The organism is Pedobacter immunditicola, from assembly GCF_037482985.1.
Lineage (GTDB): Bacteria > Bacteroidota > Bacteroidia > Sphingobacteriales > Sphingobacteriaceae > Pedobacter > Pedobacter immunditicola.
In genome coordinates, this window is the sequence record NZ_JBBHKC010000011.1 from 1 (window position 1) to 13,955 (window position 13,955).

General features: G+C 40.7%; 8 protein-coding genes. 3 read left to right on the top strand and 5 right to left on the bottom strand.

Annotated elements, in window-relative coordinates:
* Window positions 1-201: 201 nt before the first annotated feature.
* Window positions 202-501 (bottom strand): thioredoxin, encoded by a 300-nt coding sequence (trxA, locus tag WG905_RS17450; RefSeq protein WP_339593040.1) that lies wholly within the window; start codon window positions 499-501, stop codon window positions 202-204.
* Window positions 502-618: 117 nt separating this feature from the next.
* Here trxA and nhaA point away from each other — a divergent pair, with 117 nt between their 5' ends.
* Together nhaA and WG905_RS17460 are read left to right on the top strand one after the other, a co-directional pair.
* Window positions 619-1,962 (top strand): Na+/H+ antiporter NhaA, encoded by a 1,344-nt coding sequence (gene nhaA / locus WG905_RS17455; protein ID WP_339593041.1) that lies wholly within the window; start codon window positions 619-621, stop codon window positions 1,960-1,962.
* A 15-nt stretch (window positions 1,963-1,977) separates the two neighbouring features.
* A complete protein-coding gene (locus WG905_RS17460; RefSeq protein ID WP_339593042.1) occupies window positions 1,978-3,168 on the top strand; it encodes an aspartate aminotransferase family protein in 1,191 nt (396 codons plus the stop codon).
* A gap of 3 nt (window positions 3,169-3,171) precedes the next feature.
* Here the strand turns inward: WG905_RS17460 and obgE are convergent, their stop codons facing one another.
* From obgE to WG905_RS17480, 4 genes are all read right to left on the bottom strand, one after another.
* Window positions 3,172-4,170 (bottom strand): GTPase ObgE, encoded by a 999-nt coding sequence (gene obgE, locus WG905_RS17465; RefSeq protein WP_339593043.1) that lies wholly within the window; start codon window positions 4,168-4,170, stop codon window positions 3,172-3,174.
* Between the two features lie 75 nt (window positions 4,171-4,245).
* Window positions 4,246-4,815, bottom strand: a complete 570-nt coding sequence (locus WG905_RS17470; RefSeq protein ID WP_339593044.1) for an adenylate kinase — start codon at window positions 4,813-4,815, stop codon at window positions 4,246-4,248.
* Window positions 4,816-5,087: 272 nt separating this feature from the next.
* Window positions 5,088-6,596, bottom strand: coding sequence for a RagB/SusD family nutrient uptake outer membrane protein (locus WG905_RS17475; protein ID WP_339593045.1), 1,509 nt, complete (start codon window positions 6,594-6,596; stop codon window positions 5,088-5,090).
* 66 nt (window positions 6,597-6,662) lie between these two features.
* Window positions 6,663-9,668, bottom strand: coding sequence for a SusC/RagA family TonB-linked outer membrane protein (locus WG905_RS17480; protein ID WP_339593046.1), 3,006 nt, complete (start codon window positions 9,666-9,668; stop codon window positions 6,663-6,665).
* A gap of 261 nt (window positions 9,669-9,929) precedes the next feature.
* Here WG905_RS17480 and WG905_RS17485 point away from each other — a divergent pair, with 261 nt between their 5' ends.
* Window positions 9,930-13,952 carry a hybrid sensor histidine kinase/response regulator transcription factor gene (locus WG905_RS17485; protein ID WP_339593047.1) on the top strand — a complete coding sequence of 1,341 codons (4,023 nt, stop codon included), beginning with the start codon at window positions 9,930-9,932 and terminating at the stop codon, window positions 13,950-13,952.
* The last annotated feature ends 3 nt before the right edge of the window (window positions 13,953-13,955 follow it).

The following is a 13,955-nucleotide window of genomic DNA, read 5'->3' on the forward strand; positions in this document are numbered from 1 at the left end:
GCACAATCCGAAGTCATTCCACAAAAGAACAAGCCTCATTTCACAAAAAACGATCAAAATAAGAACCCAGCTTTATCACACCTATATATACTACGATGCTCTATCAGCCATGAAACTACCTTCGATCTACCTTTTTAGGGAGAAAAGGTAGATCGAAGGTACATCCATGGTAGATCCACCCTAGATCCATCCTCACTTAACTTAGACTGTATATCCTTCGATGATGGACTTCAACTGATTTGCTTGAATCACTCCAGATTGTCTCCATTTAATTTCGCCATCTTTAAATAAAATCAAGGTAGGTACGCCCTGAATCTGGTAAGCCCGTGATACGGAAGGATTTTTATCCACATCAACCTTTAGAATAGTGGCCTTTTCACCGATCATCCCTTTTAACTGATCTAATATCGGAACCATCATTTTACAAGGTCCACACCAGGTTGCAGAGAAGTCTACCAATACAGGCTTGCTTGATTTAATCAATTCTGAAAAAGTTGCCATAAGATGGAAATTATTTATGTTGATAAACAATTAAAACCGGTATTGGTTTGAATTGTTTCCTCCCGATTTAGCCATTTAAATTAAAAGGTTATTTTTGCAGAAACCTACTCAACAAACATGATGCAAAAATCACCAATCGACAAGATAATGGCCCCGGTTAGCAAATTCATTCAACTGGAATACACCAGTGGCATTGTTTTGCTCTTAAGTGTTATCGTTGCCATTATATGGGCAAACTCTGCTTTCGCCGATAGCTACCATCACCTTTGGGAACTCCATTTATCCATAGGATTTGATAAGTATGTATTCGATCAGCCTTTACATATCTGGATTAATGACGGACTGATGGTCATGTTTTTCTTTGTGATCGGACTGGAGCTTAAACGGGAATTCATGGACGGTGAACTTTCTTCGGCTAAAAAAGCTTCGTTACCGATGGCAGCGGCCTTGGGTGGTATGATTGTGCCGGCGCTGTTGTATTTTTCCATTAACCAGGGAACCGAGGCAGCACATGGTTGGGGGATCCCGATGGCAACCGACATTGCTTTTGCCTTAGCGTTGTTATCTATTGCAGGTAAACATATTCCTGGTTCTATAAAAGTTTTTTTATCGGCGCTGGCCGTAGCCGATGACCTCGGGGCTGTATTAGTGATCGCTTTTTTTTATACCGCAGAATTAAACTTTATCCCACTGGCCGTAGCCGGTGTGTTTCTTGCCATGATGCTCATGGGAAATCGTATGGGCATCCGCAGCACAGCATTCTATTTATTAATGGGATTAGTCGTTTGGATGGGTTTCCTACTTTCTGGCGTACATGCAACCATTGCAGGTGTATTAACTGCATTCACCATTCCCGCAGCCACTAAAGTTGATGAACTCCTCTATGCCAGTAAGTTAAAAAAACTAGCATCAGATTTCGAAAAGGAAATCCCCAGCAACAGTACACTGACCACCCCCCAGCAGCACCAAACCATAGAGCAGATCAAAGACCTCAGTTTGGCGGCCGAAACGCCACTTCAAAAAATAGAACATGCCATGCACCCATGGGTGGCTTTTGCCGTGATGCCACTGTTTGCATTAGCAAATTCGGGAATGGTAATTGGTTCAGATTTCTTTACAGCCATTGTAAACCCTGTAAGCATTGGCATTATGGTCGGCTTAATTGGCGGGAAATTTATAGGCATTTTGCTTTTCACTTGGTTAATGGTGAAATTCAAAATCTCCAAACTTCCGGCACAATCTTCCTGGAACCATATCATCGGCGTAGCTTTACTGGGAGGCGTTGGTTTTACCATGTCGCTATTTATCAGCAACCTTGCCTTTGCCGATGTGGCCATGATTAACCAGGCAAAATACGGGATCTTACTCGCTTCTGTAACCGCAGGAATTTTAGGCACAATAGCCCTTAGAAGAACAGCAAAATTAAAACCAGCAGCAGCGCCTGCCGAGGTTTATGACTAGCATAAAACACAAAAAATGATTAGCAATAAGCAACTATTCCTTCAAAATAACGCACAAACCTCAACCTCTCCCAACCTTTTGGAAGTTGAAATGGCAGAGGGAATATATTTATACGATAAAAGCGGGAAGTCTTATGTAGACCTGGTTTCTGGTTTTGCAGTAAGCAATATCGGTCACCGGCACCCAAAAGTTATTACCGCCATTAAGGCCCAACTTGATAAATATTTGCATTTAACAGTGTATGGTGAGTTTGTACAAACCCCTATGGTACTGTTTGCCAAGAAACTGGTGGAAGTGTTACCCGACAGTCTGAATAATGTATATTTTGTTAATTCGGGTGCTGAAGCAACGGAAGGCGCTTTGAAACTTGCAAAAAAATACACTGGCAGGTCAGGCATTATTTCCTGTTTCAATTCTTACCATGGTAGCACACATGGTGCGCTGAGTGTGATGGGCAATGAACAATTTAAACAAGGTTACAGGCCATTGCTTCCCGATGTAAAGTTTATACACTTTAATGAAGAAGCAGACTTGGCATTAATTACAGAAGACACCGCCTGTGTAATCATGGAAACCTTGCAGGGGGAAGCCGGCATTAGGGTTGCTTCAAAAGGTTATATGCTAAAATTGCGCAACCGTTGCACCGAAGTGGGGGCATTGTTGATATTAGATGAAATACAGGCTGCTTTTGGTAGAACAGGTACTTTGTTTGCTTTTGAGGATTATGGCATTGTACCTGATATTTTATTATTAGCCAAAGCATTGGGCGGAGGTATGCCATTGGGCGCCTTTATTGCAAATAAGGAGGTGATGGGCGTTTTGAAAGAAAACCCAATTCTAGGTCATATCACTACGTTTGGTGGTCACCCAGTATCCTGCAGTGCCGGACTAGCTAGTTTGGAAGTTATTCTGGAAGAAAACCTTGTTACCGCTGTTCATCAAAAAGGCGAACTTTTCCGTAGCTTACTGGTACATCCACTGATCAGGGAAATTCGCGGAAAAGGATTAATGTTGTGCATACAACTGGATAGCTTTGCACAAGTTGAAAAAGTAAGTCAGTTGTGTAATGAACGTGGAGTGGTGATCGACTGGTTCCTGCATTGTGAAACAGCAATGCGGATTGCCCCTCCTTTAATCATTAAAGAAGAAGAAATCCGCATGGTATGCGCTATAATATTAGAAACATTGGATTTGATCAGCGCTTAAGTACTAAGCATTGATGGCCTGCCAAAGCAGATCTTTCAGTTCTATGATGTTTTTCTGTGCAACAGACGAAATAAATAGGGCCGGAATATTTGCAGGCAGGTCTTTCTTCATTTCCGCCATCAACTCATCATCCAGCATATCAGCCTTCGTAACGGCCAACACATGCGGCTTTTGCATCAGTTCCGGATTATATTGCTCCAGTTCCGATTTTAAAATCGCATATTCTTCTTTGATGGAGCGATTGGTATCTGCCGGCACCATAAACAAGAGTACTGAATTACGCTCAATATGACGTAAAAAACGGTATCCTAGCCCTTTACCCTGTGAAGCTCCCTCAATAATTCCAGGGATATCTGCCATCACGAAAGATTTGCCTCCGCGGTACTCAACTATCCCTAGATTAGGCACCAATGTGGTGAAAGGATAATCAGCAATTTCCGGCTTGGCAGCAGACACAACCGATAACAAAGTAGACTTACCAGCATTAGGAAAGCCAACAAGCCCTACATCTGCCAATACTTTTAATTCAAGCACGACCCATCTTTCAGTACCAGGTTCGCCAGGTTGTGCAAAACGAGGTGTTTGCAAGGTAGGCGTTTTGAAATGCCAGTTACCCAGCCCTCCCCTGCCTCCGGGGGTTAAAATCTTAGTTTCACCATCCTCAGTAATTTCGAACAGCACCTCACCAGTTTCAGAATCCTTAGCAATGGTACCTAATGGTACATCAAGAATCTCATCCTTACCAAATTTGCCTGAGGACGTACCACTAGAGCCTGACTCGCCATCTTTGGCTATGATGTGTTTCCGGTATTTCAGGTGCAATAAAGTCCAGAACTGCGTATTCCCCCTGAGGATAATATGACCGCCTCGTCCCCCATCACCACCGTCCGGACCACCTGTAGCGGTTCTTATATCGCGGTGTAAATGTGCAGAGCCTGCCCCACCTTTACCGGAACGACAGCATATTTTAACATAATCTACAAAATTGGAACCTTGCGACATAATCTTTATATTCTTTTTAAAACAAAAATAGCGGGAAGAAGTTACATTCCTCCCGCTATTAATCAATATTTTTATTTAAAACTGATCAACAACAGCAGTAAGTTCAGCAAAGATATCATCTATTTTACCAATACCATTTACTTTAACCAACTTGTTTTGTGCCTCATAATAAGGTAAAACGTGTACCGTTTTGTTGAAATACTCTTCAATACGTTTTTGCAGTTTGTCTGCCTGATCATCTACCCTACCGGTTTCTAACTGGCGCTGAGCGATTCTGGTTGTCAACTCTTCCTGGTCTACATCAAGTGCGATAACGCCCGCAATGGAAGTACCTTTACGTTCCAAAAACTCATCTAAAGCTTGTGCCTGTGGTACAGTACGAGGGAAACCATCAAAAATGATTCCTTTAGCTTCAGGGTTTTTATCAACTTCTTCTTCGAGCATAGCAATTGTAATTTCATCAGGCACAAGTTGTCCATCTGCGATTAACTGGCTTACTTTTTGCCCCAAAGGCGTTTGATCTTTAATATGTGCCCTGAAAAGGTCACCGGTGGAAATGTGTATCAATTGATATTTATCAATTAATTTTTGAGATTGGGTGCCTTTACCTGCACCCGGGGGGCCAAAGAGAACAAAATTAAGCATTTGGGTTGTCTTTAAAGTTTAAAAAAGCCGTAATGCTGTTTTAGCAAGGCTTATCTCAGCAATAACTGAAGAACGATGATCCATGATTTCCTGAAAAAAGGAAATATCATGGAGAATAATCCCATAAAGGTTGCAAATATATAATTATTAATTTATTATGGTAATGTTTTTATGCACAGGGCGTGTTAAGAAAGGGTAAAGTTCAGGGAGACTTAAAAGCAAAAGGCTGCACTAAGCCATTGAAGAATGCCTTAGTGCAGCGTTGAGAATTATTATTTAACCACTGGTTGCGGTGCTAAATAAAAAGTATGCGCATTATCCTCAGGTCTACCCTTCAGTGGTAATTCTGCAGCTAAACGATCAACGTTAGCCTTGGCAACAGTTTCAGTTCGCACCAAATCAAACCATCTGGCTGCAGGCTCACATCCGGTAAATTCCCAGCCCCTTTCTGCAAGGACAGCATCACGGAAAGCAGATTGCGACAGACCAGAAGGTAAATCAGCCAGTCCTGCCCTTTTTCGCACTTCATTTATAGCCTGGTAAGCGGTAGCATCTGGTCCGCCAGCAGCCATTGCTTTTGCCTCAGCATAAGTAAGCAACACTTCGGCATACCTGATCAGATAAATGGTGGCACTTCCCCACCAATCACCCATTACATGTGTAGCCGGGTTGTAAGATTCATCGTCCCGGTATTTCATAAAATAAGGATGTTTGTGTGCAAGTTTCGTATAATCAACGGCCTTTGCTGGATCATTACCCAGAAAATAAACCTTCTGATAAGTAGCGTCCTTTCTGGGTCCTTCAGGAAATTTATTATAAAATCCAATTTCAGCGAAAGCCTCATCCCAGCCTCCTTCTTCGCCCGGGGCAAAGTTTGGCGGGCCCATCTGGCTACCATTACCCCAGTTATCTCCGTAATCCCAGATACTAGGCATATTTTTATTGAAATAGGCACCAAAAACAGCTTCTTTATTAAACCTGAAGTCCTTATCCCAAAGTTCTCCAAAATTAGGCATCAGACCATAGCCCCAGGTGGCCTTTCCCGAAATCACCTCATTAGCTTTATCAGCAGCAAGCTGGTATTTATCCACTTGTTTTAAGGGCCATCCGGCCATTGTTAAATAAACATTGGCAAGCAAAGCCTTAGCCGAACCCCTTGTAGGTAAAATATCTACGCCATCATGTCTTCTCGGACCAGTCCAGACATTCGGCAACATGGTTTCCGCTTTCAGAAGATCTGAAACAATTTGATCATAAACCTCTTGTGTAGTAGAATTACTTTTTTCTTCAAGACTAGCTTCAAGTGGCATAGGCACATCACCCCATGTTCTGGTCAGGTAGAAATAGGAAATGGCACGGTAAAAATGTCCTACCCCTGCTGCGTGATCACGCTCATTTGCTGTAGCTCCGGATGCTGCTGCATAATTCTGAACCAAACCATTTGATGACTTGATCGTTTTATAAAAATAGTTCCACCAAATGGACATCCTGTCGTTTGAAGATGTTGCCTGGAAGGTATCAAAGTCACTGAATCCAATCTTATTTCCACCCCCATGTGTAGTGATATCGTCAGCCCCAAAAGTAGTGGCAAAGCCCCCGGTTTGATTCCAAGCCAAGTTGAAAGTGAGGGCAATACCCAATGTGGCAGCATTTAAATCTTCGGAGGTTTTGTAGAAAGTTGGCTGCGTGATACTCCCTTTCGGGTTCTCTACCAAAAAATCTTTTTTGCATGCCGAGAAGCTGAGCACGCCGGTTAATAGTAATATATAATATTTTTTCATCCTGATTTTATTTGTTTTTAAAGGTGAAGCTACCCTCAGCTAACTAATAGCTGATGATAAAGCAACTTATAAGGTCAAATTAAGTTTAATGGTCACTGTTTTAGGTGTTGGGTACGCACCAAGATCTATCCCTGCATCTGCGTCGCTATTTGCTGCAGTGGTCGTAGCTTCCGGATCGAAACCTTTATAATCGGTCACCGTTAATAAATTTTGCCCGCTGACAGATAATTTTAAATCACCAAATTTTAACGTTTTCTTCGGAAACAGATAGGATAAGCTCACATTTTTAAGCCTTGCATAAGTACCGTCTTGTAAGAATTGTGTGGACTCTATATATCTTTTACTTTTACTTGCAGGATTTGCCCACTGCGAATTGGAACCAGGCACCCAGTAATCTGCTGTTTCAGCCAATGTTGGATAAGCAACATCACTTGAAGGAACTGCCGCAGCCGCATAAGTGGCATTAAACACTTTGTTACCCTGGGCACCCTGGATAAAAATGTTCATTTCGAAATTCTTAAAAGCTAAATTATTATTGAATCCCCAGGTTATTTTAGGTGTTGCATTACCCGCAATAACCATATCATCGTAACCAATAGTACCATTACCATTCACATCTGTGTATTTGTAATCGCCTGCTTTACGTCCGAGTGTGGCATCATCAGTTTGATGTACGCCTTCCCATGGGATCAGGTAGAAAGCACCCAATGACTCACCAACTTTAATGACCTGGATATCAGCGTTAATTAAACCACCACCAATTCTCGCACGCTTGATCATGTCGGCCCCTCCCAGGCTAACTACCTTATTTTTATTAAGCGAGGCATTTAACCCCGTGTTCCATTTAAAGTGATCTCCTTCAATGATATTGGCGTCAATTAAAAATTCAAAGCCTTTATTATTCATGGATCCGATGTTTTTAAGCAGTGATCCTCCACCCAGATAGTTATCGATTTGAGTGAATAAAAGCATATCAGTTGTATTCTTATTATAATAGTCAGCAGTCAGATTTAAGCGGCCACTAAAGAAGGAAACATCGATGCCGATATCTGTTTGTTTCGTTGTTTCCCATTTGATATCTGGTGTACTCGGATTACCAACAGCGTATCCCTGGTAAGACGTAGTGGTACCATAGGAATAATTAACCGGACTTAGTAAACCAAGTGTGCTGTAAGGGCCTATAGATTGATTACCTGTAACACCCCATCCTGCCCTCAGTTTTAAAGAAGAGAAGATATTCAAATCTTTGATAAATGATTCTTCTGACAGTTTCCAGCCAACACTCAATGAAGGGAAGTTACTCCACTTGTTGTTGCCCTGGAACTTTGATGAGCCATCTCTCCTCACGGTTGCCGTCAGTAAATATTTCCCCATGTAATTATAGGCGGCCCTTCCCATAAACGACAACATCGACCATTGCGAATAACCAGAAGAAATGCTTTGTGATGCATTTAAACCCAAATTATAATAACCGTTAGAGATTGTACTTAAGCCAGCACCATTCGCACTGAAACTGTTATTTGTACTGATTGTACTCTCCTCTACTGCAGTTATGGTAAGATCATGTTTTTCTGCAAAAAGACGACGAAAGGTTAGCACGTTACTATTTTGAAAAGTATAACTATCGGAAGTACTCTGTGCGGACCTCATATTTCCCGGAGAGATAAAGTTGTTAGACAACGAAGCATTTTTAGTAATATTCATGTCAAGGCCTGCAATTGAAGTAAAGGTCAGCCAGTCAAAAAAATTATAGTTGAACTTACCATTCACCACAGCCACATTAGCAAAGCTATTGCCGTCGCTTTCCATGCTGGTCAGGTACGGATTCACATAAATAGGTGATATACCTGTTCGGTTATAAATTCCATTCGCTTCATCATCATAAACAGCCTCTGTTGGTGCCCAGGTGACAGAAGACATAACTGGATTCCCTTTAAAACCATTATCCCCGTTATTATGGGAATTGATACGTTGCGCAAAAACATTAAGCCCAAGGGAGATCTTTTCGGTTAATTGCGCATCTACATTGGAGCGAAATCCAAATTTCTTTTGACTGGTATTCACCAGCAGACCATTTTGATCGGTATAAAAGCCCGAAATATAGTATTTAGCTTTATCTGTTCCGCCATTTACAGATAACTGGTGATTTTGAGTAGCTGCATCATTAAACAACAAACTCTGCCAGTCAGTAGATTTACCTGCATAAGAATCAGGATTTGCAATAACTTGTGAACCGGCTGTAAGATTAGCCATAGTTGCATAAGAAACACCATCCATCAGATCATAGCGTTTCATTGGGCTGTTAAAACTCACAAAGCTATTATAATCCACCTTTACAGCGCCTGCCTTACCTTTTTTAGTGGTGACAATGATTACACCGTTTGCACCCCTGGATCCGTACACAGCCGTAGCTGAAGCGTCCTTTAACACATCCATCGACTCAATGTCATTTACATTGATGTCCGACAAACCAATACTGCTTAAAGCAATTCCATCAACGATGTATAAAGGCTCATTGCTTCCGCTTACGGAATTTGCACCACGGATGCGGATTTTCATTTTTGCACCGGGAGCACCGGAATTACTTGTTACCGCAACTCCTGATACCCTACCTTGTAGCGCTGATGAAGGACTTAATACAGGTTGGTCTTTAAAGGCGGCGGCATTAACTGTCCCAATAGAACCGGTAAGATCTGAGCGCTTTTGCGTACCGTAACCCACAACAGCCACATCATCGAGCGTTTGAACACTCTCTTCAAGCTCCACGTTAACGACTTTTTGATTGTTTACAACAACCTCTTTCGTTTTATAACCCACATAATTAAATAATAGGGTAGCATTAGCAGGAGCGCTTATGGTATAAGCGCCATCTTGATTGGTTTGCGTGGTGAGGGCCGAACCTTTTACTTTGACAATCACACTTTGCAACACCTGCCCCTCGGCACGCACCGTACCCGTGATATTTTGTTGGGCAAAGGCACTATAATGAGAACAAACAATTAACAGGAACAGGATAAGCCTGCTATAAAATGGGCGCTTAAAAAAGCTGTAAATGGGTAGTTTTTTAATCATGTCTTTAATTTGGTTAGTGGATAATTTTTATAATCACATTAAAACAATAGCAGCATCACTGCATGATCAAGGCTTTAAAGTTTAGCTAAGATATGCTTGCTAAAACTTGGGCTAAGGGGGTGAAATCGTTAAAAAAGGGGGGCAAAATGAGAAAAAAGCGAGAGCGGACTAACCCACTCTTAAAAAGAGTGCCGGATAAATTACACTTATATTCAAATAATTATATATTTTCGACTTAGACTAAACTTACTTAAGGCATGTATGCTTCCTATACTAAAACGACCACTGTTGATCTTGTTTTTACTTTTCAACTTTTCATCTCCTGTATTTGCCATTGATTTTCCCTCCGTATTTTACCTTGGCATTCAAAATGGATTATCGAACAATGAAGTAAACTGCATATTTAAAGACCACAAAGGATATATGTGGTTTGGAACCCAGGACGGATTAAACCGTTACGATGGTTATAATTTTAAGATTTTCAGAAAAAAAATTGAAGATGAAAATTCATTGATTAACAACCGCGTTCTCAGTATCGAGGAAGACGATGATCATCAGCTTTGGATTGCCACCATGGGTGGGACATCGGTTTTTAATCCTGTCAGCGAGAAATTCCATAGTGTCTATTTTCAAGCCTATCGACAACGCGTAGAGAAAAAGGTGGAAAACACCCTGGTTGTAAAAAAGGTCAATCACAATGACATGTTGATTGGAACGGCAAAGGATGGACTGCTGTATTTTGACAGCCAAACAAAAGCGACAAATCAGATTCCATTAGTGTTAGCCGGTAAACACCTGATCAATTACCAGGTAAATGCGATTAAAACAGACAAGAAAAATCAAGTCTGGCTTTTAATTGATGGAATTGGTTTATGCCGGTATGATCGTGATACAAAAAAGCTCGTGCTCATAAATAAAGACTTTAAGTCTGCGAATTGTCTGGAAGAGGATCAACAAGGAAACTTATGGATAGGCACGAACGGCGGAATTTACAGCTATAACACCAGGTTAAACAAATCCTCTTTTACACCACTACAGCAGGTGATCACCAGTTTGTATTTCGACCAAAAATTTAACCTTTGGATTACCACAGATGGCGGAGGTATGTTTTTCAAAAACAGTTTAACTGGCAAAATAGAACATCCGTTGAAACCTGGTGGAAAACATGTTTTTGGCAGCGCCTCACTTAAATCCATTATGCAAGATCAAAAAGGGCGTTATTGGGTGGGTGCCTTAAGGGGTGGCATCGCGATAATAGATCCGCATAGACACCAATTTAATACACTTGTCCCCGGACCTGTAGTTGATGGTGCCAGTCAACATTATTTTATCTCTTCATTTGGTGAAGACCAATACAAAAACCTGTGGATAGGTACAGATGGGCATGGCCTTTATTATTGGGACAGAAAAAAGAACAATTATACAAATTACAAGGGTTTAGCACATGGATTGAAAAGTAACCACATTACAAAGGTTTTAAGTGATTATAAACACGATCTATGGATAACCACGTGGGGCGCTGGAATATATAAATTAAATAAAACCAATGGGATATTTAAACATTTCAAAGCTTTTAATCCAGATAAAAAACAGGAATTCACTAATACCTGGGAACTCTATGAAGACAAGCAACATCAATTATGGGCAAGTGCCTATAATAATGGGGGCTTATATAAATTAAACCGCATTTCGGATCAATTTGAATTATTTGACGGCACCATAGGTAATGTGCTCACGATGAATGAAGACAGCGAAGGAAACCTTTGGGCGGGCACTGACGACAGGATCATAAAAATTGACCAAAAAACAAAAAAACACAAGAGCTTCCCCATAGGATACCGTGTGAGGTCAATTCTGGAACACACAAAGAACAATTTATGGATTGGAACAGAAGGTGGCGGACTTTTGTTATTTAATACCAGCAACGGGCAGTTTAAAAGGTTCTCTGAACGCGAGGGCTTGCCGCATAATGCTGTGCTAAATATATTGAAAGATCAACAAGGTCATTTATGGCTCAGCACATTTATTGGACTCTCTAAATTTGACCCTGTACATTTAAAGTTTCATAACTTTTCTGTCAGCGATGGATTACAGAGTAACCAGTTTAATTATGCTGCTGCTTATCAAATGCAGTCGGGCGAAATGATCTTCGGCGGAATAAAAGGGTATAACTTATTTGATCCCGGAAAGATCATTATTCCTAAAACAAAGCTTCATGTATTGCTGCAAGACATTAAGATAAATGACATTTCTATTGGTGACGACCTGAACACACCTTACGTGGTAAGGCATTTGGGAGAGGTTAGACAACTCCTATTGCCTTATGACAAAACCTCCCTGTCTTTTGAGTATGCTGCCATTGAATATTCAAAACCCGATAAAGTGAACTATGCCTATTACCTGGAAGGATGGGATAAAAAGTGGATTCAAGCAGGCCGTAACAGAACCATAAATTACAGTCGGCTGGAAGAAGGAAAATACACCCTGCACTTGAAAGCCATGAATGATGACACCGGCTGGGGTGAAGAAAAACTGATTCAGGTTACTGTCCACCCACCTTGGGGACGCACCTGGTGGGCATATCTGTTGTATGCTTCCGTTTTCAGTTCACTTGTCGGCTTATTTATCAGATATAACAAAAAGCAGACGGCACTTGCCTATGAGGTGCGTCTGGCGCAGATGGAAACAGAGAAGGAAAAAGAACTGAATGAAAAGAAGATTTCCTTTTTCACCAACATCACTCATGAATTGAGGACCCCGCTGACCTTAATTGTCAACCCGATGAGGGAGCTCATCAATAGGTCTGACAATATTTTTAAAAACGAGCTTAACATTGTATACCGTAATGCCAGTCGCTTGTTAACGCTGGTTGATCAGCTCCTGCTTTTTAAGACCACAGATGCCGAAACCAGCAAGTTTAGTTTCAAGCGCTTAAATTTACACGACCTCTGTAAGAATACCTATGAATGTTTTGCGCAAATGGCCGACAGTAAAGATATCGCTTACACATTCGCCAGCGAAAATACAGATTTAACCCTGCTTGGCGATTTTGAGAAACTTGAAATTGCATTTTTCAATATCCTTTCCAATGCTTTTAAGTTTACTCCACAAAAAGGGCGTATTATGTTTACCATATTAGAACATGAAAATCATGTAGAAATTATGATACGGGATACCGGATGTGGAATAGATGACCGTATGAAGGATAAGTTATTTGAGAAATATTTCCATGAAAAAGCCAAGAGTAAAGAAACAGGATTTGGTATTGGTTTATACCTGACCAAACGGTTTATTGATGGACACCAAGGGGAATTGGGCTATTCGAGTTCTATTGTTGATGGCACATGCTTTACCATAAAGCTAAAAAAAGGGCAATGGTGTAATGTTGAGCTGGAAGCAAGTGAAACGGAAAAACCTGTAGCCTACAGACCACAACAAATTCCATTCAGGGAAGACATTACCTTACCAAAAGTAGCTGCATTTGAAATTACAGAAAAGAAATCAATCCTGATTGTAGACGATCATGATGAGTTAAGACAGTACATTAAACAAATATTTTCAGATGAATTCATCATTTATGAAGCTGGGGATGGCGCAAGTGGTTTTGAATTAACTAAAACCCACCTTCCTGATATCGTAATCAGCGATGTCATCATGAAGGAGATTAGTGGTATTGACCTTTGTAAGCAAATAAAAAGTGACCCCTTGCTGAGTTATATTCCCGTGATCCTGCTGAGCAGCTTATGTTCAGCAGAAAGCAAACTAGAAGGACTTGAAAGTGGTGCGGACCACTATATATTTAAGCCTTTTGATAAATCGCAATTATCAGCAACAATCCACACTATTCTTAAAAGCAGGAATATTCTTCAGCAATATTTCCAGGACAGCATCACTTTTAAAGAAAATCATCATAAAATATCTGAAACTTATAAGATCTTACTTGAAAAATGCATAGCCATTGTGGAAGAGAATTTGACAAATGAAGCGTTTAATGCTAAAACCTTAGCTAAAGACTGCAATATGAGTTATTCTAACTTTTATAAGAAAGTAAAATCAATTTCCGGTCAATCTGTTAATTCATTTATACGTTCGATTCGCTTGCGTAGAGCCGCAGTTTTGTTATTGAGCACGGATTCAACAATCAGTGATGCGGCATTCGAAGTGGGTATCTATGACATTAAATACTTCAGGGTACAATTTAAAAAACTGTATGGGATGAATCCATCTGATTATATTAAAAAATACCGGCAATCATTTAGTCAGGAATATAATTTGATTAAGTAAGGG